The sequence below is a fragment of the Streptomyces sp. NPDC059874 genome (assembly GCF_042731135.1).
Classification (GTDB): Bacteria; Actinomycetota; Actinomycetes; order Streptomycetales; family Streptomycetaceae; genus Streptomyces.
Genome location: NZ_JBHWJY010000055.1, coordinates 1 through 21,871, shown reverse-complemented (window position 1 = coordinate 21,871; position 21,871 = coordinate 1). Strand labels below are relative to the sequence as shown.

The 21,871-nt window shown below is 65.9% G+C and carries 24 protein-coding genes and 1 tRNA gene; 10 read left to right on the top strand and 15 right to left on the bottom strand.

The window, feature by feature from the left end:
* Positions 1-23: 23 nt before the first annotated feature.
* Entirely contained in the window at positions 24-1,799 is a 1,776-nt protein-coding gene (locus ACFV9H_RS27405) for a glycoside hydrolase family 71 protein (protein WP_385403104.1), read from the top strand.
* A 39-nt stretch (positions 1,800-1,838) separates the two neighbouring features.
* On the opposite strand, the gene ACFV9H_RS27400 is transcribed toward ACFV9H_RS27405, so the two are convergent.
* Positions 1,839-2,177 carry a YybH family protein gene (locus tag ACFV9H_RS27400; protein WP_385403171.1) on the bottom strand — a complete coding sequence of 113 codons (339 nt, stop codon included), beginning with the start codon at positions 2,175-2,177 and terminating at the stop codon, positions 1,839-1,841.
* 120 nt (positions 2,178-2,297) lie between these two features.
* On the opposite strand from ACFV9H_RS27400, the gene ACFV9H_RS27395 reads away from it, so the two are divergent.
* Both ACFV9H_RS27395 and ACFV9H_RS27390 read left to right on the top strand, forming a co-directional pair.
* A complete protein-coding gene (locus tag ACFV9H_RS27395) occupies positions 2,298-3,248 on the top strand; it encodes a LysR family transcriptional regulator (protein ID WP_385403102.1) in 951 nt (316 codons plus the stop codon).
* A complete protein-coding gene (locus tag ACFV9H_RS27390) occupies positions 3,245-4,429 on the top strand; it encodes an aminotransferase class V-fold PLP-dependent enzyme (protein WP_385403101.1) in 1,185 nt (394 codons plus the stop codon). The genes ACFV9H_RS27395 and ACFV9H_RS27390 overlap by 4 nt, the downstream gene beginning before the upstream one ends.
* A gap of 6 nt (positions 4,430-4,435) precedes the next feature.
* Here the strand turns inward: ACFV9H_RS27390 and cobF are convergent, their stop codons facing one another.
* Positions 4,436-5,188 carry a precorrin-6A synthase (deacetylating) gene (gene cobF / locus ACFV9H_RS27385; protein ID WP_385403098.1) on the bottom strand — a complete coding sequence of 251 codons (753 nt, stop codon included), beginning with the start codon at positions 5,186-5,188 and terminating at the stop codon, positions 4,436-4,438.
* 18 nt (positions 5,189-5,206) lie between these two features.
* Here cobF and ACFV9H_RS27380 point away from each other — a divergent pair, with 18 nt between their 5' ends.
* From ACFV9H_RS27380 to ACFV9H_RS27365, 4 genes are read left to right on the top strand one after another with little or no spacing between them, the layout of a single operon-like run.
* Positions 5,207-5,962: a (Fe-S)-binding protein gene (locus tag ACFV9H_RS27380; RefSeq protein WP_385403095.1), complete on the top strand. Its 756-nt coding sequence runs from the start codon at positions 5,207-5,209 to the stop codon at positions 5,960-5,962.
* Positions 5,959-7,452 (top strand): lactate utilization protein B, encoded by a 1,494-nt coding sequence (locus ACFV9H_RS27375; protein ID WP_385403093.1) that lies wholly within the window; start codon positions 5,959-5,961, stop codon positions 7,450-7,452. The genes ACFV9H_RS27380 and ACFV9H_RS27375 overlap by 4 nt, the downstream gene beginning before the upstream one ends.
* Positions 7,449-8,075 carry a lactate utilization protein C gene (locus tag ACFV9H_RS27370; protein ID WP_385403090.1) on the top strand — a complete coding sequence of 209 codons (627 nt, stop codon included), beginning with the start codon at positions 7,449-7,451 and terminating at the stop codon, positions 8,073-8,075. Before ACFV9H_RS27375 ends, ACFV9H_RS27370 begins: the two co-directional genes overlap by 4 nt.
* A 4-nt stretch (positions 8,076-8,079) precedes the next feature.
* The gene (locus ACFV9H_RS27365) at positions 8,080-8,469 is read left to right on the top strand and encodes a VOC family protein (protein WP_385403087.1); all 390 of its coding nucleotides are present in this window, start codon (positions 8,080-8,082) and stop codon (positions 8,467-8,469) included.
* Between the two features lie 98 nt (positions 8,470-8,567).
* Here ACFV9H_RS27365 and ACFV9H_RS27360 read toward each other — a convergent pair whose 3' ends face one another.
* Positions 8,568-9,050: a DUF309 domain-containing protein gene (locus ACFV9H_RS27360; RefSeq protein ID WP_385403084.1), complete on the bottom strand. Its 483-nt coding sequence runs from the start codon at positions 9,048-9,050 to the stop codon at positions 8,568-8,570.
* A gap of 115 nt (positions 9,051-9,165) precedes the next feature.
* On the opposite strand from ACFV9H_RS27360, the gene ACFV9H_RS27355 reads away from it, so the two are divergent.
* Positions 9,166-9,239, top strand: a tRNA-Pro gene (locus tag ACFV9H_RS27355).
* Positions 9,240-9,351: 112 nt separating this feature from the next.
* Here the strand turns inward: ACFV9H_RS27355 and ACFV9H_RS27350 are convergent.
* The 6 genes from ACFV9H_RS27350 to ACFV9H_RS27325 all read right to left on the bottom strand — a co-directional run bounded on the left by ACFV9H_RS27350 (position 9,352) and on the right by ACFV9H_RS27325 (position 15,089).
* The gene (locus ACFV9H_RS27350) at positions 9,352-10,560 is read right to left on the bottom strand and encodes a tyrosine-type recombinase/integrase (protein WP_385403081.1); all 1,209 of its coding nucleotides are present in this window, start codon (positions 10,558-10,560) and stop codon (positions 9,352-9,354) included.
* A 53-nt stretch (positions 10,561-10,613) separates the two neighbouring features.
* Positions 10,614-10,811, bottom strand: a complete 198-nt coding sequence (locus ACFV9H_RS27345; protein ID WP_385403079.1) for a helix-turn-helix domain-containing protein — start codon at positions 10,809-10,811, stop codon at positions 10,614-10,616.
* A 1,801-nt stretch (positions 10,812-12,612) separates the two neighbouring features.
* Positions 12,613-13,440, bottom strand: a complete 828-nt coding sequence (locus ACFV9H_RS27340; RefSeq protein WP_385403077.1) for an ExeA family protein — start codon at positions 13,438-13,440, stop codon at positions 12,613-12,615.
* Between the two features lie 72 nt (positions 13,441-13,512).
* Positions 13,513-14,352, bottom strand: coding sequence for a helix-turn-helix domain-containing protein (locus ACFV9H_RS27335; RefSeq protein WP_385403074.1), 840 nt, complete (start codon positions 14,350-14,352; stop codon positions 13,513-13,515).
* Complete coding sequence (locus ACFV9H_RS27330; RefSeq protein ID WP_385403071.1) at positions 14,349-14,885, bottom strand: DUF6879 family protein; 537 nt, start codon at positions 14,883-14,885, stop codon at positions 14,349-14,351. The genes ACFV9H_RS27335 and ACFV9H_RS27330 overlap by 4 nt, the downstream gene beginning before the upstream one ends.
* Positions 14,886-14,888: 3 nt before the next feature.
* On the bottom strand, positions 14,889-15,089 hold the full coding sequence (locus tag ACFV9H_RS27325) for a hypothetical protein (RefSeq protein ID WP_385403068.1): 201 nt from the start codon (positions 15,087-15,089) through the stop codon (positions 14,889-14,891).
* A 179-nt stretch (positions 15,090-15,268) separates the two neighbouring features.
* On the opposite strand from ACFV9H_RS27325, the gene ACFV9H_RS27320 reads away from it, so the two are divergent.
* Positions 15,269-15,475, top strand: a complete 207-nt coding sequence (locus tag ACFV9H_RS27320; protein ID WP_385403066.1) for a hypothetical protein — start codon at positions 15,269-15,271, stop codon at positions 15,473-15,475.
* Positions 15,472-15,711 carry a hypothetical protein gene (locus ACFV9H_RS27315; protein ID WP_385403063.1) on the top strand — a complete coding sequence of 80 codons (240 nt, stop codon included), beginning with the start codon at positions 15,472-15,474 and terminating at the stop codon, positions 15,709-15,711. The genes ACFV9H_RS27320 and ACFV9H_RS27315 overlap by 4 nt, the downstream gene beginning before the upstream one ends.
* A gap of 610 nt (positions 15,712-16,321) precedes the next feature.
* On the opposite strand, the gene ACFV9H_RS27310 is transcribed toward ACFV9H_RS27315, so the two are convergent.
* The 6 genes from ACFV9H_RS27310 to ACFV9H_RS27285 form a co-directional block, all read right to left on the bottom strand.
* Entirely contained in the window at positions 16,322-16,717 is a 396-nt protein-coding gene (locus ACFV9H_RS27310) for a hypothetical protein (protein WP_385403061.1), read from the bottom strand.
* A 473-nt stretch (positions 16,718-17,190) separates the two neighbouring features.
* The gene (locus ACFV9H_RS27305; RefSeq protein WP_385403059.1) at positions 17,191-17,556 is read right to left on the bottom strand and encodes a DUF5615 family PIN-like protein; all 366 of its coding nucleotides are present in this window, start codon (positions 17,554-17,556) and stop codon (positions 17,191-17,193) included.
* Positions 17,549-17,758 (bottom strand): DUF433 domain-containing protein, encoded by a 210-nt coding sequence (locus ACFV9H_RS27300; protein ID WP_385403056.1) that lies wholly within the window; start codon positions 17,756-17,758, stop codon positions 17,549-17,551. The genes ACFV9H_RS27305 and ACFV9H_RS27300 overlap by 8 nt, the downstream gene beginning before the upstream one ends.
* A 60-nt stretch (positions 17,759-17,818) precedes the next feature.
* Complete coding sequence (locus ACFV9H_RS27295; RefSeq protein WP_385403054.1) at positions 17,819-19,228, bottom strand: type IV secretory system conjugative DNA transfer family protein; 1,410 nt, start codon at positions 19,226-19,228, stop codon at positions 17,819-17,821.
* Positions 19,225-20,253 (bottom strand): replication-relaxation family protein, encoded by a 1,029-nt coding sequence (locus ACFV9H_RS27290; RefSeq protein WP_385403051.1) that lies wholly within the window; start codon positions 20,251-20,253, stop codon positions 19,225-19,227. The genes ACFV9H_RS27295 and ACFV9H_RS27290 overlap by 4 nt, the downstream gene beginning before the upstream one ends.
* A gap of 80 nt (positions 20,254-20,333) precedes the next feature.
* Positions 20,334-20,660 carry a hypothetical protein gene (locus ACFV9H_RS27285; protein WP_385403048.1) on the bottom strand — a complete coding sequence of 109 codons (327 nt, stop codon included), beginning with the start codon at positions 20,658-20,660 and terminating at the stop codon, positions 20,334-20,336.
* Positions 20,661-21,871 lie beyond the last annotated feature (1,211 nt).

The following is a 21,871-nucleotide window of genomic DNA, read 5'->3' as shown; positions in this document are numbered from 1 at the left end:
CGAAGCGTGCGGGAGGGACCAGGATGACGGCGCACCGGCGAGCAGCCCGGCGGGCAGGGCCACGGGCCGAACGGGCAGAACGGGTCGAACGGGAGGGCCGGGCCGCCCGAACCTCGGGGCAGGGGTACGAGGCTCCCGCGCGGCCCCGGTCGCACCGGCGTCGCGGCGGCTCCCGGGGCCGCCGGCCGCTGCTGCTCCTGGTCTGCGGATTCCTCCTCGTCGGCGTCTGCGCGGCCACCGGGATCGCCTGGGACCCCTTCACCACCGACTCCGCGGGGAGGGGAGCCACCGCCGCCATCGGCACGCCCTGGTCGACCCCGCCCGCCATCACCACCCCACCCGCCGGGGCCGGGCCGGCGACCCCGCAGCCGGCCGAGAGCGCGCCGCCCACCCAGAACGCGTCCGCCGGGGCCGGACCCGGCGCCGCCCCGGAGACGCGGGCCCTGCCCTTCGACCTGCCCCGGCCGGCCACGCTGCGTTCCGGCGAAGCGGGCAGGAAGCTGGTCTTCGCGCACTACTTCACCCCGTACCCGCTCTCCCTCGACAACGAGAGCGCCGACAACGACTACTACACCCGCAACTACCTGAACCCGCGGGGCGAGAACGGAAAGCACGGGACGTACGGCGGACTGCTCCGCGACCGGCCGCTGCCCGTGGCGCCCCGGACCGGCGACTGGGAGTACGCCAACCTCCAGCAGGAGGTGCGCACGGCCGGCGCGGCCGGTATCGACGGGTTCACCCTCGACCTGCTCTCGCTCTCCGGCAAGAACTGGGAACGCTGCAACCGGCTGATGGCCGCCGCCCATTCGGTGGACCCGGGGTTCAAGGTCATGCTGATGCCCGACATGACCTCGCTGCGGACCGACGACCCGGCCGTGCTCGCCGAGGCGGTCGCCGAGCTGGGCCGGGCCCCGGCCGCGCACCGGCTCCCGGACGGCCGGCTCGTCGTCTCCCCCTTCAAGGCGGAGACCAAGAGCGTCGCCTGGTGGACCGAGGCCCTGGAGCTGCTCCGGACGCGCCACGGCATCCGCACCGCCTTCGTCCCGCTCTTCCTCGACTTCGGCGCGCACAGCGGGGAGTTCGCCCCCATCAGCCACGGGTTCTCCGAATGGGGCAGCCGGAGCTACGTCGGCCAGGAGGGCTCCACGCGCGACGTGCGACGGGCCCACGACGCGGGCAAGATCTGGATGCAGCCGGTGTCCGTGCAGGACGCCCGCCCCAACCAGGGCATCTACGACGAGGCCGGCAACACCGCGACCCTGCGGGCCACTTGGGAGCGGGCCATCGAGGACGGCGCCGACTGGGTGCAGCTCACCACCTGGAACGACTACTCCGAGGGCACCCAGTTCGCGCCCTCCCTGCACAACGGGCACACCTACCTGGACCTGAGTTCGTACTACCTGACCGTGTTCAAGACCGGCAGCCGGCCGAAGATCGTCCGGGACACGCTGTACCTGACCGCCCGCACCCAGTTCGCGTCCGCCGATCCGACGGGCGCGCAATCCCTGCTGATGTCACTGCGCAAGGGCAGCGCCGCGGCCCGGGACACCGTGGAGGTGCTCAGCTTCCTCACCGAGCCCGCGGTCGTCCGTACGGCCGTCGGCACGTCGAAGGACACCCATCGGGCCCCGGCCGGGCTCCACTCCGAACTGCTGCCGCTGAAGCCGGGCACCAGCACGGCGCAGGTGGAGCGGGACGGGAAGCCCGGGGCGGGGGTGGAGCTGCCGTACCCGGTCGACCGCACGGTCGAGGTGCAGGACCTCCAGTACTACGGAGCGACCAGCGGGCGGAAGCCGTAGCGCCTCAGTGCCCCGCCAAGCGCCCCGCCAAGGGCCTCGTCAGGGGCTGACGAATTCGGGCTGGTCGAGCAGGCGCAGCCAGCTTCCGTCGGACTGGCGGCGCACCACCTGGGCGCGGGCGCCGGAGCCGTCCTTCGGCGGGGTCGACGTGAGCGCGATGCCGTCGGCGAGCAGGGTCGGCAGCGGAGCCTCCTGCTCGAAGACCGGGCGGTGCGCGAGGACCCGCTCCCACAGGACGCGGATCGCCTCGCGGCCCACGGTCCGCTCGCCGGCCGGGTAGGCCATCACCGCGTCCTCCTCGTAGAGGGCGGCCACCCCCGCGGCGTCTCCGGCATTGGAGCGCTCGACGAACAGGCGGGTGATGTCCTCGGGGCGCATGGCCTTCTCGTACGTCTCGTACACGGTTCCTCCGTCATCGCCGGGCTGATGTCTCCAGGGTGGTCGACCATGAATCAGAAGTCCAACAGATGGATCTTCTGAGAGCTAGAATCTCCAGTCATGGAACTGAGGCAGCTCGAATACTTCGTGGCCGTCGCCGAGGAGCAGAACTTCACCCGGGCGGCCGAGCGCGTGCACATCAGCCAGTCCGGTGTCAGCGCCCAGATCCGCCAACTGGAACGGGAGCTCGGCGCCGAGCTGTTCGACCGTTCGGGCCGCTCCGCCACGCTCACCGCCGCCGGAGCGGCCGCCCTCGCTCCCGCCCGGGCCGCGCTCGCCGCCGCCGAGGCGGTCGGCCAGGCGGTGGGGGAGGTGTCCGGCCTGATCCGGGGCCGGATCACGGTCGGCATGGTCGTCGGCTGCACCGTCACGCCCCTGTTCGAGGCCCTCGCCGCGTTCCACCGGGCCCACCCCGGCGTGGAGATCACCCTGCTGGAGGAGAATTCCGACCGGCTCGTCGAAGGCGTGCGCGCGGGCACCGTCGACCTGGCCCTCATCGGGACCGCGACCGCGAACCCCGCCGGGCTGGAGGCGCTGACCATCGTCAGCGAGCGGCTCGTCGTCCTGGTTCCGCCCGGCCACCCGCTGGCGGTCCGGCGGCGCGGGGTGGCCCTGCGCGACCTGGGCTCCCACCCGATCGTGTGCATGCCGCCGGGCACGGGGCTGCGTACGGTGTTCGACCAGGCCTGCGCCGCACAGGGAATCAAACCGGTGATCGCCCTGCAGGCCGGAGCCGCGGACGCCATCGCCGACCTCGCCGCCCGCGGGCTCGGTGTCGGCGTGCTCAGCGAGTCCATGGCCGCGAGCCACCGCGACCGGCTCACCGCCCTCCTCATCGACGACGTCGACATCCCGGCCCTGCTCTCCCTGGTCTGGCGCGGCACGCCCGATCCCGCCGTGCGCGAGCTCGTGGCCCACGGCCGCCGGGCCTTCGCGGGCGGACTACCGGCCGCCGCCGCGGCGGGGGATGATCCGGGGGACAGCCGCTCCGCATCCACGGAGGACCCGTGACCGAGTCGATACGCCCCGCCGAGGGCGAGTTCCCCGGCGAGTTTCCCGCCGGGTTCCCGGCCGAGTTCCCCGGCGGGCGGGCCCTGTTCCGCCTGGATCCCGGCGTCGCGCACCTCAATCACGGCTCCTTCGGGGCGGTGCCGATTCCCGTGCAGGAGGCCCAGGCCGCGCTCCTCGCGCAGGCCCACGCCGATCCCGACGCCTTCTTCCTCGCCGTCCCGGACCGGCTGGCCGCGGCCCGCGCCCGGATCGCCGTACACCTCGGCGCCGAACCCGAGGGGATCGCCTTCGTCTCCAACGCCACCGAAGGCGCCAACCTCGCGCTCGACGCGATCCCCTTCGCCGAGGGCGACGAGATCCTGGTCAGCGACCACGGCTACGGAACCGTCGTCGCGGCCGCCGCCCGCCGGGCCCCGGTCACCACCGTCGCGCTCGACCCCCACCTGCCCGACGAGGACGCCGTACGGGAGGCCGTGCTGGCCGCGCTGACCCCCCGTACCAAGGTGGCCGTGCTCGACCACGTCAGCTCGCCCACCGCCCGGATCATCGCCTCGCCCCGACTCCTCGCCGACCTGCGGGAACGCGGGGTCACCAGCGTCGTCGACGGCGCCCACGCCCCCGGCATGCTCGCCGACCCGCTGGCCGGCGGCGCCGACTTCTGGTTCGGGAACCTCCACAAATGGGGGTACGCCCCGTCCGGGAGCGCCGTCCTCGCCGTCGCCCCCCGGCACCGCCGCCGGATCAGGGCCCTCGTACCGTCCTGGGAGGACCAGCACGGCTTCCCGCGCGCCGTCGAGTACCGCGCCACCGCCGACTACACCGGCTGGCTCGCCGCCCCCGAGGGGCTGGACCTCATCCACCGCCTCGACGCGACCAAGGTACGGGCGCACGACAGCGCCCTCGCCGCCCACGGCGCGGCCATCCTCGCCGAGATCCCCGGGCTCACCCCGTTGCCGGGCGGCGAAGGCCTCGCCATGCGGACGCTACGACTGCCGCCCGGAGTCGCCGAGACCCAGGAGGCCGCCCGCGCGCTGCGCGAGGAGCTCGCGGCGCGGCTGCGCATCCGGGTGCTGATCTGGCCGTGGCCGGGCGGCGGCGGCATCCGCGTCTGCGGCCAGCTCTACAACCGGCCGCAGGAGTACGAACGCCTCGCCGCCGCCCTGCCCGCCTTCCTGGGGTGAGCGGGCTCAGCCGCGCCTGAGCAGGTACGTGTCCATGATCCAGCCCTTGCGGGCCCGGGCCTCGGTACGCAGCTCCTCGATCCGCCCGGCGACCTCGGCCAGCTTCCCCGAGACCAGGATCTCGTCCGGGGTGCCCACGTAGGCCCCCCAGTAGATGAAGAGGTCCTGGTCCAGGTGGGCCGTGAAGGCGTGCCGGGCGTCCAGCATCACCACCACGTCGTCCACGTCGTCCGGCCAGCCTTCCGCGAGCCGCCGCCCGGTGGTGATCTGGACGGGCCGCCCGACCCGGTTCAGGTTGGTCCGGTGCCGGGCCAGCAGGGCGGAGACACTGCTGATGCCGGGTACGACCTCGTGCTCGAAGGCCACCCGGCCCCGTTCCAGGACCTCGTCGAGGATCGCGAGCGTGGAGTCGTACAGCGAAGGGTCGCCCCACACCAGGAACGCGCCGGTCTCGCCCTCCGCCAGGTCCTCCGCGATGAACCGCTCGAAGAGCTCGGCGCGCGCACTGCGCCAGCCGTCCACGGTCGGGGTGTAGTCGGCGGGGGTCCGGTCCCGGTCCGGGTCGCGGCCCTCCACCAGTCGGTGGCCGGGGCGGGCGTGCTCTTCGAGCATCGCGCGCCGCAGCCCGGTCAGATCCGCCTTCTCCTCGCCCTTCTCCAGAATGAGGAATGCGTCCGCCGCGCCGATCGCCTTGACCGCCTGGAGGGTCAGGTGGTCCGGGTCGCCCGCGCCTATGCCGATCACTGAGAACTTCTTCACCCGGCTATTCTGCCCGTCATGCGCGTCGCCCTGTTCGTCACCTGCGTCAACGACGCGCTGTACCCCCGGACCGGCATCGCCGTCGTACGCCTCCTGGAGCGCCTCGGCGTCGAGGTCGACTTCCCGGCGGCCCAGAGCTGCTGCGGCCAGCCGCAGTACAACACGGGCTATCGGCGCGAAACCGAACCGCTGCTGCGGCGCACCGCGAAGGCCTTCGCCGGATACGAGTACGTGGTCACGCCCTCCGGGTCCTGCGCCGCCATGATCCGCGAGCACTACCCGCGGATCGGCCGCAAGGCGGCGGGGGAGGGGCGCGGCACCGAGCTCGCCGAGGCGGCCGACTCGCTCGCACCGCGCGTGTACGAGCTCACCGAGTTCCTCGTCGACGTGCTCGGGGTGACCGACGTCGGCGCGTACTTCCCGCACACCGTCACCTACCACCCCTCCTGCCACGGACTGCGGAGCCTCGGGCTCGGGGACCGGCCGCGCCGGCTGCTGGCCGCCGTCAAGGGGCTGGACCTGGTCGAACTGTCCGGCGCCGAGGAGTGCTGCGGCTTCGGCGGCACCTTCGCCGTCAAGAACCCGGACGTCTCCGCCGCGATGGGCGCCGACAAGATCGACAACGCCGCCGCGAGCGGAGCCGAGGTGCTGTGCGGCGCCGACAACTCCTGCCTCGCCCACCTCGACGGCCTGCTGCGCCGCGCCGACGCCCCGTTGCGGGCCGTGCACCTCGCGGAGATCCTGGCCGCGACCGAGGAGGAGCCACTGTCATGACCGGTACGTACCTCGGCATGCCCGCCTTCCCCGCCTTCCCCGAGGCCGCTCGCGACGCCGTACGGGACGAGGTGCTGCGCGCCAACCTCCGGCACGCCACGCACACCATCCGCGACAAGCGCGCCCGGGCCGTGGCCGAACTGGCCGACTGGGACCGGCTGCGGGCCGCGGGCAAGGCGATCAAGGACCATACGCTCCGTCACCTCGACCGCTACCTCCTCCAGTTGGAGTCGGCGGTGACGGCCGCCGGCGGCACCGTCCACTGGGCGGCCGACGCGGACGAGGCCAACCGCATCGTCACGGACCTCGTGCTGGCCACGGGGCATCGCGAAGTGGTCAAGGTCAAGTCCATGGCCACTCAGGAGATCGGCCTCAACGAGGCCCTGGAGGCGGCCGGCATCGCCGCCTACGAGACCGACCTCGCCGAGCTCATCGTCCAACTCGGCCACGACCGGCCCTCGCACATCCTGGTCCCGGCCATCCACCGCAACCGGGGCGAGATCCGCGACATCTTCCGCACCGAGATGGGCGGTTGGGGACGGCCCGCCCCCGACGGGCTCGGCGACGACCCCCGCGAATTGGCCGAGGCGGCCCGCCTGCACCTGCGCGAGAAGTTCCTGCGCGCCAAAGTCGCCGTCTCCGGAGCCAACTTCATGGTCGCCGAGACCGGCACGCTGGTCGTCTTCGAGTCCGAGGGCAACGGCCGCATGTGCCTGACCCTCCCCGAGACCCTGATCTCGGTCGTCGGCATCGAAAAGGTCGTCCCGACCTTCCGAGACCTGGAGGTCTTCCTCCAGACCCTGCCGCGCTCGTCCACGGCCGAGCGGATGAACCCGTACACGACCATGTGGACCGGGCTGGGACCATCGAAAGGGGCGGACGGCGACGGCCCCTCCGCCTTCCACCTCGTCCTCCTCGACAACGGCCGCACCGACACCCTCGCCGACGAGACCGGCCGCCAGGCCCTGCGCTGCATCCGCTGCTCCGCCTGCCTCAACGTCTGCCCCGTCTACGAACGCGCCGGCGGCCACGCCTACGGCTCCGTCTACCCCGGCCCCATCGGAGCCATCCTCAGCCCCCAACTCCGTGGCACGGGCAGCGAGATCGACGCCACGCTGCCCTACGCCTCCACGCTGTGCGGGGCCTGCTACGAGGTCTGCCCGGTCGCCATCGACATCCCCGAGGTGCTCGTCCACCTGCGCGAGCGGGTGGCCCAGGGCGGGCCGGTGACCCGGGAGGGCATCCGCGTCACCGTCCGCCCCGCGCACGGCCACACCGCCGAACGGGCCGCCATGCGCGCCGCCCGGCTGCTCCTGGACCGCCCGGGCGCCCTGCGCGCGGGCGAGCGCCTGCTGGCCCGGGCCCGCAGGCTGGCACCCCGCCGGCTTCCCGGTCCCGGGCGGGCCTGGACCGACACCCGCGACCTGCCGGCCTTCCCCGCGGAATCCTTCCGCGACTGGTGGACCCGAGAACGGGGGACCCCACAGTGACCACCAAGGACCGCATCCTGGCCCGCATCCGCCGGGCCGCCTCCGGCCCGGACGCCGAGATCCCCCGGGACTACCTGCGGGTCCACGGCGACCGCACCCCGGCCGAGAGCGCCGACCTGCTCGCCGCGAACCTCACCGAGTACCGGGCGAAGGTCCACCGCACCGACGAGGACGGCCTTTCGACGCTGCTGATGCTGCTTCTGGCCGAGCACGGCTCCCGGACGGTCCTCGTGCCGCCCGCGCTGCCCCCGCACTGGCTCGCGGCTGCCGACCCGACCCGCGTCCACGACCGGGCCGTGTCCACCCCGGCCGAACTGGACGGGATCGACAGCGTGGTCACCGGCTGCGCCCTGGCCATCGCCGAGACCGGCACGATCGTCCTCGACGGCGGCCCGGACCAGGGCCGGCGCCGCATCACGCTCATCCCCGACCACCACATCTGCGTGGTCCGCGTCCCCGACCAGCTGGTGGACTCCGTACCGCAGGCCCTCGAACGCCTCGACCCCACCCGCCCGCTGACCTGGATCTCCGGCCCCTCCGCCACCAGCGACATCGAACTGGACCGGGTGGAGGGCGTGCACGGCCCCCGCACCCTGGAAGTGATCCTCCTCGGCGCACAATGAGGGCATGCCCTCCCACATCGCCCTCACCGCCCTCGTCGTCCACGACTACGACGAGGCCATCGACTTCTACACCCGCGCCCTCGGCTTCGACCTCGCCGAGGACACGCCCCGCCCGGACGGCTCCCGATGGGTCGTGGTCCGCCCGCCCGGCGCCACCGAATCGGCGCTCCTGCTGGCCCGCGCCAAGGACGACGCCCAGCGCTCCCGCGTCGGCGACCAGACGGGCGGGCGCGTCGGCTTCTTCCTCTACACCGACGACTTCGCGCGCGACCACGCCAGGATGACCACCGAGGGCGTCCGCTTCCTGGAGGAGCCGCGCCACGAGCCGTACGGCTCCGTCGCCGTCTTCGAAGACCTGTACGGAAACCGCTGGGACCTGCTCCAGCCCGCCTGAGTGCACGGGTGCGGCTTACGGACCGGGGCTCCGCCCCGGACCCCACGCCTCAATCGCCGGCGAGGCTGGAATCGCCGGCCTGAGTGCGCGGGTGCGGCTTACGGATCGGGCGTGCCGGCGCCGATCAGGCGGGGGGACTCGGCCGCGGGGTCGATGCGCTCGCCCGCCTCTACCCGGGCCGCCAGCTCCCGGGCCCATCGGATCAACCCCGGCACGTCGATCCCGTACGCCTCCCGCCCCGTGAGGGACACCGCCCCGCGCCGCAGCAGCCGCGCCCCGCCGACCGCGTTCCCGCGCGCCGCGTGCGTCAGCCCGACGGCGAGCTGCGCGAGGCCGCGCCACAGCGGGGCCTCGGCCTCGGGCCCCGACTTCCACGCGTCCTCGAACACCTCGTGCGCGTGGAACGGCATCCCCGCGTCCAGCAGCCGCTGCGCCTCGCGCACGGTCTCGCCGGGCGAGCGCACCACCCCCTCGGGCTGCCGCTCCACCCCCGGCGCCCCGTAGGGCAGCGGCCGCCCCAGCCCATCCCTGGGCCGAGCGCTCCGCGCCCGCCCGTCGACATCCCGATCCCGTGCGTTCACCACCTCATCCTCCCCCGGGCCGATTACCGGTGCATGCACACCCCTCTGCGTGGGGTAATGTTCTGCATGTGCCGCCGGGGCAGGGGAAACCCAGAAAGAACCGGACAAAGCACAACGGGACGTGGCGCAGCTTGGTAGCGCACTTGACTGGGGGTCAAGGGGTCGCAGGTTCAAATCCTGTCGTCCCGACTAGAGGTTCGCCTCGTAGTCGCAGATGAGGGCCTTGTTTCACTTCGGTGAGGCAAGGCCCTTGATCGTTTCTCTGGGCTGTCGTGTCACAGTTCGTCACAGACGCTGTTGATCATCCCGCACCGGCCAGCAGTTCACCCAGCTTGTCCGAGCCGGCCTTGAGGCTCCGCGGGTCGGGGTGGACGTAGACCCGCTTGGTGAAGGACAGGTCGCTGTGACCGGCCCAGGCGGAGACGACGGTGTCGGGTACCCCGTTGTTCGCCATCCAGGACAGGCACGCATGGCGAGCGTCGTAGAGGCGTACCTTGCGCACGCCGGCCTGGACCATCAGTCGGTGCGCCTCGCGGCGAAGCTTGTCCGTCTTGAAGGGGTGCCCGAGCTCGTCGACAACGACGTAGCCACTGGACTCGTAGGCCTCGCCTGCAGCGAGCCGCTCCTGCACCTGCCGAGCGCGGAACGCAACCAGCGCTTTCTGGAGCGGCTTGGGCAGGGGAAGCACCCGCTTCCCGTTTCGGGTCTTGGGGTCTTTCTCAACGACCTTGTTCCGCGACCCTTTGGGAAGGCTGCGGTCATAGACAATGGTGCGGGTATTGCCGACCGCGATAGTCCCCTCCCCGCTCAGGTCAACGTCTCCCTCCCAGCGGGTTCCACACACCTCAGCGGGACGCTCGGCGATGAGGGTGAGGAGCATTACCCCGAAGAGCCGATCCTCCTTGATCGCCTCGATGAAGGCCTTTACCTCCGCCTCATCCCACGGGCGACGCTCGGCGTCATGCTGGGCTGCCTTTCGCAGCGCGTCGCGCGAAACGCGCACGTGCTCGGCGACATTGCGGGGAACCCACCCACGCCGAACAGCGAGATTGAGCGCGGAGCGCAGCCGACCCAGGGTAAGTCGTACTGAGCGCACGCTCAGACCAGTGCCGGGCTTTCCCCCACGCTGCCTTCCGCGGGTGAGCATCCAGTCGGCAAACTCCTCGATATTCTCCTCGGTCAGCTGCTGCACCCGCTTGTCACCGAGAAACAGTCGCGCCGGCCGGATGGCGTTGTCGTAGTTGGAGGCGGTCGCCTCCTCGACACCTCGGGTTGCGCTCTTGAGCCACAGATCCAGAAGTTCATCAACAGTGAGCTTGGTCGGAATAATGTACGTACCCGTAGCGGACTGGTGCCGAATGCGAGCCAGTTCGTCACGCGCCTGTTTCTTGGTGTCGAAGGTTTTTCGGATCTGCCGTCGACGGCCGTCAGGCCGACAAGGACCGTCGGTCACAAAGCGGTACCGAGTCGTTCCGTCCTTGAGCGTTATCTTGCTGATCGGCTCGCTCATCGGGCACCTACCTCTTACGCATACTCACACGATCAACAATCCCCCCACGCTCCTCAGGTTGCCTCCAGATAGCGGATGAGCGATGCAGTGATAACTCGGTACCGGTTGCCAAACGAGACGACGCGGAACGGGACCTGGTCCCGCTTGATCAGCTCGTACAGATGCGACTTAGAGATACCCAGTGCTTCGGCAGCCTTGGCGACGTCACACGTGGCTGCCCACGAGCGGATCTCGTGAAGACTGTGCGGCATACGAACCCTCCTGAACGGCCCGCTGCGGGGAGGGAGTCTGCCTGAAGGTATGACTACTCCCGCCATGCTACAAATCTACGCCGGAGACAGGGCATTTGGAACGGGAGAATCCGCCGAAAGCGCGCGGCCGAAGAGGCGGGCCTCCGCCAAGCCCGCCTTATCTATCGACCCAGCAACTGCCGTCGAAACAAGATCCACCAAGGCGTAGAGCGATACCCCATCGCTGGCTTACTGTCACCGCGGGGACCCTTCACGATGTCCGTCGCGTGGTAGTCCCGCTCAGAGTGTTGCTCGAACGCCTTCATGAGTCGATCGGTTACCTCAACCTGAGATCGAGCGGGAACCCGATATACCCGAATGATCGTGTACTCCATAACATGCACCTCCTTTCTGCGCTTCTTCGCGCGACTGTGGAAGCCATGTGGCACGCTGCAAAAGCGCGAGGAGGCGCACAGGTAGTTACTACGGAAACCCGAAACCGACCCAGCTAAATCCCACCAACTCCCCTCCTCCGCAGCCGGCCCGCTAAGGCTCACTGGTGGCAACGCCGGCCGCTCTTCTATGCCGCTCCGCGGGATCCGCTCTTCCGCGTAAGCGGTCTGCTGCCACCTGACGGAAGGAAGGTCTGGAAGGAAAGCCGTCGGGTGGCCACTGTGGCCCCCTTGGGGGTGGACTCGGAACCAGCACACACCCGAAGGGCCGGTCGTAGACCCTGTGTGCTGGTGGAGAGGACGGGGGGAGTCAGCCGCGACACCGACCGCACGGGAGGCCATGTCTCACCCTCATGGCGCGGCTGACTCCCCCCGTCTTGGAACCCCCTCCAACCCCCGCTGAGCGGGGCGTTTCCTTCCAGCCGCTCATCGCCCGCAGGGCCCCGGGTGTACCGGTCCTTGGCGTACCGGTCGCTGTACCGGCCTGAGACGGTACGACATCCGGTATGGGTACAAAGCGTACTCGTTCACCATTTCCGATCAACGTCTGTACTCAAAGCTAGCCTCGCGCCGTTTTTGGGCACGACGAAGCAACCCCCCTGAATCCCCCTTGGGGGTTCCCTATTCCCCGCTCGCTTCGTTCTCTCGTTTCCCTTCGCTTGCCTATCGACGCTGACGCGTCGCTTCTTTAAAAGGCATACGGTCAGCGACTCGTCGATGAGGTAACTCAGATCAACTGGGGTGATCCCCAGCGTCCTAGATAGATCCAGTAGTTAGTGGATCGACCATGTTTGCTTCAGTCATTCGGTCACTTGCTCACGGCCAGCTAGTCCATCTTTAGTCGCAAACCCCGAAATGGGGGAGACGGCGGCTGCTGTGTCTGCTATTTGATGAAAGCAGATTGAATACCACCATAGCCAGACCGGGTCTGGGCCCGTACCGGGCCGGGACCGGGACTAGGCCAGGCCCAGGCCTTCCGGCCGGGCCGGGTAAAGAAGCGCGAACGGTTCTGCAACGAGATAGTTCGCAGGGGAAGCGACCTAGCGGGCGGATTTGCGGGACTTGAGGTAAATGTCAATAGCTTCTCGAACCATGGCGCTCATGCTGCCTGGCAGCCCATTTGGTCCGCGCTCCGCGTTCGAAATACTCAAGAGTTCCTCGTACTGATCTTCGTAAATATCAAACTTGTGCCGGTTTCGAATGGCTCTATGCTCACCGGGCCGGGCCTGAAGGCCGGGCCTATGGGCCGGGCCGGCAGGATTTTCTTCAGCTGGCGCATGGAGTGAACTCGGATCAGGGGTAACAGGGCTCTCGTTGACTGGAGCCAACGGCTTTGGGCGTTGAGTAAGTAAGTCAAATCTTCCCATAGGTTAGATGCGCAGGTTTTGCGCCTTCGCGATTTCCTCTACCTGCTGTGCTGAAGCGTGTGTACGTCCGGCAACAGCGAGATCGATAAGGAGTTCGAAGCAAACCTTGATAGCGTCTCTGGGAAGGCCTTTGGTGTACGTGTAGAGCAATCGATAGGCCTCTTCGGCATCTTCGTTTTGGAAGAGGGGGTCTCGACGGCCGGCAACAGTAAGTCGGAACTGAATCATGTCGCGTAGGTCTTCAAGAGACATAGCGTTCATGGCGATAGGGAACATGCGGGACGCGAGCTCGCGATAGCCAATGATCTTTGTCCCCAGCTCTTCCTGGCCAACCAGCACGATCTGAAGAAGTTTCGTCGTGTTGGTCTCAAAATTAAGAAGGTAGTGAACAAGCTTGAGCTGTTCGCGAGTGATGTTCTGGGCCTCGTCAACGAGCAAAACGGGGATCTTTCCGCTCTGCAGTTGATCGGCTAAGAACTGCTCGAAGTTTCCGAGCGATGCCCCGTACGACCGTTCGGTCTTAACGTCGAACGTCTCCATGATGAGACGCAACATGGCGTTGCTGCTTTTAACATTGGGAGAGATCAGTAGCTTGACGTTGTATCGTTCGTCCTGGCTCAGTTTCTCGTGTAGCCGGCGAACGAGTGACGTCTTTCCGGAACCAATCGGCCCGTACATGTAGATAGGCCCTATGCGGTCACGCGCCATGAATTCGCATTTGGCCAGGGCCTCTCGGACCTGAGACGAGAAGTACAGGAACCGCGGGTCAGGACTACTGATGAATGGGTGCTCGGTCAAACCGAAGTGTTTAGCAATCGCCTCAATGTCCATATTGGGTAACTATTGTTCAATATGACAAAGTTGCGCCAATTTGTCAATACAGCAACAAAAGTGGCGTATCTTTCAGTTTCCCAAGGTGTGGCGAGCGCGAGCAATCGCTCGGTGCGCGGCAGGCCCGTAAACAGCTGTCTGGTCGTAGTAGTCCCACAGCCGCAGATACAGCGCGATGTCCTCGGAGTCCTTGAGTTCCATTTCAGCGCTGAGGGTCTCCACGACGACGTTGCGCTCATCGTGGATCCAGAAGCCGTGCTTCGGCGTGAGGTCCAGGGATGCAGAGAAGGGAAGCACGCCGAGGGTGACGGAGCTCAGCCCGATGATCCCTGCGAGGCGGTCAAGCTGGCCGGCCATGACTTCTGGGCCACCGATCATGGCGTACAGGGCCGCCTCCCAGATGATCACGCGGTACTTCTGGCCTCGCTGGTAGAGGGCATCTTGGCGGCGCATGCGAGCCTGGACGGCGTCCTCAACGTCTCGGGGGGAACGGCGTAGCCGAGCCGAGTGCGTGAAGAGATGGCGGGCGTAGTCCGGCGTCTGGAAAATGCCAGGGATGACGGAGGTCTCGTACACCCTGATGGTCTGGGCCTGCTGCTCCTCGACAAGGGCGGCCTCTTGAACAGCCTTATGGCCGCCAGCCAGCTGTCGTCTCCACGAGCGGTAGTGGGTCTCAAGGCGACGGAGGCTGTTCTTCAGCTCCGACAGCGCCTCAGGAGCGCCGGTTGCTTGCGCCCATGCCTCAAGATCAGCGATCGACGCTGTCTGCTTGCCGGTCTCAAGCTTGGAGATCTTGGAGTGGGCCCAGCCGAGGCCGGCTGCTAGCTCCCGGTGGGTGAGGTGAGCCTCGGTACGCAGCTCGCGCAGTCGCGCACCGAGGGCCTCTCTGGCTCGTTGGAAGTCCGTGCTCACACAGCGGAAGGTACTTGAGCCACGAACTCCTTGTAGGGGATGGCGTAATGCCAAGCAGCGTCGCGTACTTGGCAGTAACGCAGAACGCGGGCCGGATCGTCGATCAGCTCCAGGCCGATGGGCTCGTCACCCTCGTAGTGGAACAGAGCGACGTAGCGACTGTCGAAGAGCCAGAAGTCCTCAGCGGGCAGGCCGACTTGCTGGGCCTGGGCTCGCGGCAGGTACCGGACGTCCTCTCCGGCCTCCACAGCAGCTGGCACGCCCGTCAGGCCATAGCGCTGGTAGGTCGTAGGCGGATCATCGATGAGACGAACGCGCTCAACACGCTTGCCCGCACCAGTCTGTCTGCGCATGTTCACGAGCCAGGGACGGTCCGGATCGCGAGCCGGTTCTTCTCCTCGAAGGAACCGCTGGTAGGTCTCTCCCTCGTAGTCGACCTGGTAGGCCCGCCGGCTCTCCAGCCGCCAGGCAGTGTGCTCAAAGCCCTCCCGGAAGAGACGGTCGATCTCGTCGCTGTCGATCAGGTGGGGCAAGGCCTACTCCTTGGGCGCGAAGCGGGTAAGCAGCTCCCGCGGTACCACGACGAACGTCTCACCGGGCAGCACGTCCCGCAGCTGCTCCAGGGCCTCCTCGTCAGTCAGCCTGTACCCCTGGACGACGATCCGCCCATCGTCCGTCTCATAGAGGGTCGGGCACTTCCCGTCGTCGGACGTCGTACCGATGAATCGGAGTTGCATGACACGCCTCCTGGTGATCGTTGTAGCCAATCCGCTCCGAACCGTAGTCACTGGCCAGGAGAAGCAGAAGGGGGTGACAGCGGCACGTGGGAGAAGCGGCTGGAAGCAGTCGCAGCCGATCAAGAAGCAAGAAGAAGCACCGCCCCGCCGAGGTCGACCCACTCCTATCGTCCCGGGACATGGCGATGAAGCAGACCAACGTAAAGCCCACTGCTGACGAGACTGTGGCAGAACTGCAAGAAGCGCTGGCCGGAGCGGGGATCGTACTGCCGTCGCTGGATCGCGACTTCGCAAGCCCGTACCTGAGCCTGGTGGAGCTCGGACGTGTGCGTGCGGATGTCGCGATGAAGCTCGCCGAGGTTGTACGCCGCGGGAGTTCGTCGTGAGCAGCGAGCAGGAGACTGTCGAGATCCACATCGGCGTACTCCTGACAGACAGGAGCACGGGGCGGACCGGCTTCGTCGTGAACGACGAGGGACAGTCCGTGCAGTTGCGGCCACCCGCTGGCGGTGAGGGGTGGGAAGCATCGGCGGACGACCTGCGGCCGGCAGATGCGCGCGAGCGGCTGCATGCCAAGGTGGCTGTCGTCAACGCCCGAGCACGGCGAAGGAGAGTCCTGTGAGCACTCGTTCCGTGACCCGCTTCGCTGACTGGAAGATGAGCCCGGAGACTGCGGCCGAGGCTCCGTCTATGGTCCACGAACTCCAGTGCGCCACCTGCTGCGCGACGTCAGACCCTGACGAGGACTTCGAAACTGCCCGCAGCTGGGCCTTCCAACACGTCGGGCGGAACCCTTCCCACCAGGGCTACCGCGAGACAGTGACTCGCTTCTGGCGCATGACGCTCACGGACTGAGACGCACGCTGAACGACCACGCGTCCCTCGTGCAACGCCGGCTCCTGGCCCTGAGGGTTTGGCCGGTGGCCTGCATCGTGATGGGAGCGGGAAGGCCTTACGCTTACCGGCGGATCGGGCGGCGGTGCAGCTGCCCTTAATGTCCGATGAGGTCTTCCCGCGTAGGGCCCCAGCGCGAGGTAGGTGGGTAAAGCCTCGGGGCCGCTCTACGTAAAAGGGCACCCAGCGGTATGTGTGAGGCTCACGCCTCGTTCTAGCGCATCGCTAGACCACATCCCTGGGTGCCCTAAAAATTTGACCAGGCAGATCTGGTTGATAATCATGAGCGCAGCCTGCGCTCACCAGACATGTCTGTCTCCTCGTGTCCCTTCACGTATTCAGAATGGTGGGTCGGTCCAATCATCTGCTGCCTTACGGAGCAGAAGAGCCACCATCTCAGGCGTCGTGTCTGGATCATCGTTCCAGGCACTCATGTTCGTGATACCGCGAGTCCAGGTGAGCCAGTCACAGAAATAGTTCCTGGTCTCAATTAGTTCGGCCAGCTTCCCAGTCTCAAAACGGAATGAATCGAAACGCTGCACCTTGCCCCAGATGGCGCGCTCCATCGCGCCCTCAACCGAGACAGGCGCGCGGGTGACTGCATCTTCGATGAGCTGCTCCCATGTCGCACCACCCGTACGGCGTATGCGAGGGTACGCATAGGCGGATCCCTTGTTATGGCCGTGGCATTCGATGATGTTCGCTGCTGCTCGCAGCACTTCAGCCGGTTTCATGGCAAACCCCTATCCCGAGTTGTTGTAAAGGAACAGGCGAAGCTTGATGCAACGCCGTGGGTTTGCTTATATCACCGGGCTATAAGCCGGTTCTGTAAGGTAGATGACAAAGCGCCCAGACCGAGGGGCCGCCATGGACTGTCAAGGCTGGAGTGGGGGAGCGGTACTCAACTACGGGATCAAACCTGATGTGTTGAAGTGTCTTCAGCCTCAATGTGCCGTCGAGGAACATTTCTTCTGCGACATGGCAGGTCAACACAACTAAGCCCTATGGGATGTGCCTTCCTCCCAATGCCGTGATGCTGCCGCGGCCGTCCTGCGCGTCAAGGGCTACGCAAGCCGGCTACGCCGACCCTTGACCCGAGAGGAACACCCGCAAGAGAACGTCAATTAAGGGAGGAAAGGAAAAATCATCAGTCAGTCAATCGGTGAAACGTGAAACGTGTCCTGTGAACCGGCCAGACGGAGCCACCTTAGCTTCTGGCTTCCTCTCCACCCAAGGGGATGAGTCTGCCCTGAAAGAATTTTGACCCTCTGTGCATCAACAATGAGGTGAGCTTGCCGTCTACTCGCGCTGCGCTGTGTCCGTCAGGGACGGAGATTGCGCCGGCATCCTCTCGTGTACCAACGAGATGCTCAAAGTCGTCGCGATTGATAGTGACGATGATCCTTTGCTGCTTATAGGCGAGAGCGTAGACGTCTTTGTCGTCAGCTCCAGCCATGTCGTAGTCGTGGGCAATGTGCTTGACGTCGAAATGCTCGTTGAGGCGTGGGTACCACCGACGGGGAGGCATGCCTTCATCGAAGAGAAGTTTGTGTTTGTGGTATGGCTTAGACATGGGCGGGACGATCAAAGTGCTGAACGGCCTCATCTATCGCGCCACGAAACATGGTCAACGAAACCCATGGATACCACTCGTGCATTTCTTCGAGACTGACGCCCTCAAGACGCATCTTCAAGATATGAGCAATGCGGAGGCGCGTGCCCTTTATTACAGGGTGGCCGCTAGCGATACCTGGTTTGGACTCTAAGTACTTCATATAGCTCCTTGTTTATAGCAAATCGGGAGTTCAAGATCAATGGGTAAATTCCTGTCTGCCTCACGTGCGGCGTCCTATACGAGGTAGCGGGCCAAACGTCGCTTCCCGCGCAGGCGGCTCGAAGTACCGATCGAGGTAGTAACGCTCGACCTCGGCCAGGCCGTGGGGGAGTCCTCGGAGGTCGGGGAGTCGAGGGGTACGGACCCGGTGCACCTGGTCGTCAGGCAGGCGGATGTACGCCTCGCCCACGCCGAGCTGCTGGATCGATTGGACCTGGCGCTCCCACTGTTCCTGGAGTGGGTAGTACGTAGGGTGCGTGCGCTCCTCGGCGGCCTCGTCCGAGACGACGTGCTTCACGGCGTCTGGATCCACACGTCCGAAGAGACGGGCTGAGTGCTCGGCATCGGGTCGGCCGGCCTTGAGGATGACTTCCATGCCAACGTTCTGCAGCGCCCCCTTGAGGCGGTCTGAGGCCTGGCTCCAGTTCTGGTGCGCCATGACACAGAACAGCTTGTACTTGCGAGTCTCCGACAGCATCCGGGTCAGGCTCTCCTCGCTCTGCGACATGAACTGGGAAAACTCGTCCAGCATCAGAACGTGGGGCGTCCTGGCGGCTGTTGTGGCGCGGAGATCAGCGCGGCTGAGTGCTGCGGTCTCCATGCCCACAGTGAGCAGACAGCCGAACAGCCGGCGTGCATCAGGGGAGGCCAAGGAGAGGTTAACGACGAGGGAGGTCCCCGAGTCGATGAGCCGGCGGAAGTCCAGGACGTTGCGCTCGTTGCCCAGGGCGTAGCGCAGGACGGGGGAGAGGGTGAGGAGATCGGCCCTGTTGAGGGTGGACTCCTTCATCAGCGGGGCGTCACGCCCCCACTGGTCCATGCGCAGACGAAAGAAGCGGATGACCTGAGGGTCACGGATGCGGGTCTCAAGGAGATGGTGTCGGTACGCCGTGTCCGTGAGGAGGTCTGAGAGACGGGTGAGGGGGAGGCAGGCTTCACGTAGAGCCACAACCGAGTGCTTGAGGATGTTCTCGAAGGTGGGGGCGCCCTGTGCGAGCTCGGGCCAGGCTCGCCTCGCGGCCTCAGCGACGTGCTCCGCCATGGCGTGGTCGTCATACGGCTGGGCGAGGAAGTTGAACGGAAGGAAGCGGTTCTCGGCGGTAGCCGCGGGGACGTCGAGGTAGATCAGGCGTTCACGCTGCTGCGGCGTCTGGAGCTGGCCCTGAGCGACGAGGTGGGTGAGAACCAGCTGGGCCAGGTCGCCGTGGGGATCGATGAGGGTGACCGGTTGGCCGGCGAGATACAGGGAGAGAAAGAGCGAGGCGAGGAAGTAGCTCTTGCCGGATCCGGTCTTGCCCAGAACGTGCATGTGGACCCGTGCGGCATCAAGCGGCAGGTAGAGGGTGCGGCGGATGAACCACGTCCAGTACGTTCCGAGAGGGATCTTGGGCTCGCGGGCAGACGGGTTCATTCGATCTCTCGTTCCACCCCCTCATCCATCAAGGCCCACGGGAAGTCCTCCGCGTCCTCCACCGATGCGGGAAGAGTCTCGATGGGTTCGACCGGTGTGTCCTCGAGTACGGCTGGCTGGGGAGCGTCGAGCAGACTCACGAACGCTGTCTGCGCTGCCGAGCGCCACAGGGGATCGAAGAAGAACTCGAAAGGGTCGGTCGCAACAGGGGAGGCCTCGGTGAAGAGGAAGATGTCCCCGAGCTCGGTCCTGTCGATGGCGGCAAGCTCATCGTGCGTCCAATCGGCAAGTTGGACACGACGCGCGATCGTTGGAACGACGACAGCGACGGTCAGGTTGTCCGCGTGGAACGCTTCGCGGTATGGCCCCTCAGCCCAGGCCACGAGGGCGGCCACCTTGCGGCGCCAGTGCTGCTGTCCCTCCGTCCCTCGATCAAGCTCCAAGGCGATACAGACGGGATCCTGAGCACCGACAGTCAAGACGAACCAGGCGTCTGGGATGACCGCGGTCAGGCTGGCCTTGGGACGGCCCGCCGGCTGGACTCTGACGTTCATCCGTTTGAGCTGGCGCTCGGTGAGAAGACAAGGCATTGCGACCACGTAGTCGCGACAGAGCGTTTCTGCGGCCACGAGGACGTCAACCGCCGCGAGGGTGTGCTCCATGAAGGGGTTGTCGACAGCCTTCTGACGCTCCTCAGAGGGGCGGTAGTACGGGCTGGTGAGGAGGACCCCTCGTGAGGAGAGGTACTTCCGGCCCTGATCCGCGAGCGTGAAGACGTGCGGTGCTGACCCGATGCGTGGTGTCGGCAGCTCTCGGAGACGGAGCAGGTAGTTGGCCTTAGCAAGTCGGCGGAGACGGCGCTGGACATAGCGGTTCTCGTCGCAGGCCGAGGGGTACAGCAGACGTCCAACCTGGGCTGCAGTCATGTAGTTGAACCGGTTGACGGCCCGCAGGATCGCGTCGTCGGCTTGGCCAATCGGAAGTGCTGCCATCGTGTGCTCGTTGTGGGTATCCAGATGGTTCATTCGGCCACTTTGCCAAATGGGCGTTAGAAGTTTCACCAACCCTAGTAAGACTCCCGTAAGAGAAACGGCGTGCTTGTAAATCAAGGTCGAGTAGGGGGAGTCAGGCAATAGTGGACGTAGTAAGCGTACGCCTGCGGCGGTGCAGTCAGGTGCCCCTGCGATAGAAGCTGTTGAGCCTTATCGGCAATCCCGTTAGTGAAGTTGTACCAGATGATATATTGCCCGACAAGTGTCGACTTGAATTTTTCAGCGACAGCGGCCACATACTCCTTCACTTCTTCCTCTGCATTGGTCGTTGGAGCGGCCAGCTGTTGCTTCTTGTCTGGGGTCAAAGCGTTCCACGTCTGCTCACAGGCATACTCCTTAATATAGCCATCGGCCTTCTTCTTGAGATCGTTCTTCAGCACTATCCAGTACGTATCCCCGGTGGAGACTTGGGGTGGTCGTACACTCTCGGCAAGAATTGCGGCAGACTGCGGTATCTCGAGAGAGTAACTAACTGCTGCCTGGTACCTATACTGCGCTGCTTGAGCTACTTGTAGTGCGGCTTGCTCCTCGGTAGTCAGGGTACGCGGAGAGGCGACACTGTCGAGCTGGTTCGACATCCGCCTCAAGCTTTCTCTAACTGCCGACGCTTCGCCATTTTCCACGGAATGTGAAAGGGATGAAATTCCGTTTTTCGCCTGCCTTGTAATCGATTGGAGAAATGGGAGCATGTCCTCTGGTCGGGGCGGGGGTGGAAGCGGCGAGGCAGCGGCGGAGCCAGCGAAGATGGAGAGGAACATTGCTAGGCATACGGAGGTGATCCGACCTCTGGTCATGTCGGCTCTCCTAGTCATGGTCATAGATGACTACTGGAAGTGGGGTGCTACCCGACGTAGTGGCCAACAGGGCAATGGGTTTCTTCGGGATCCATCGAGCGATGGCAATGCGGACATACTTTGACGCGACCCGAGGCCGTCCCGCGGAGAGCGCCCATGAGTCCCCTGAATGATCTTCCTGCACCCCGTTCAGCTCTCGCAATATTCTCAAATGGACTCCGGCTTGCTGGTGCGCTATCGACTTCTGGCGGTGGGGGCCTTTTGCCAAACAGCCAGTCCATACGTCCCATTTCTGCCTCCGTAGTCCTAGCGCCTATTAGTGCCTGGAGACCTACGAGTGATAGATGGCGGCTTCAAGCCCGACTGTTGCTCCTTCCGTGCTTCTTCCTTGCTTCGGTTCGCTTCCCGAGCTTTTTGTTGCGCGAGGTCAACTCTCGACGATGGAGGATTCTCGGCAGGTGGCTCCTGGGTCTCGGTGTGAGGCCGGAAATTCTTGCGTCTTGTGGTAGTTGCCTGTGCTATTTGGTCCACCGGTGTTCCGTAGTCCTCGCGGCTGCGCTTACGAACATCCTGAATGGCGACCTCATCGAGAACGTCGATGTCCTTCCCCTCGGCATCCCTCATGAACTCCGTCACGTCCTCCTGGAACTTCTTGATCTTAAAGGCATAACCATGCCGGGCTGAGTAAAGGCCTATCTTGTCTAAGGGCTGTCCCGTAACTGCTGGTCACGGGTGAGATGATCTTGCGGTGGCTGGTGTGATCACGGCGTCTGAGCCGTCCTGGATAGCCCCGTTCA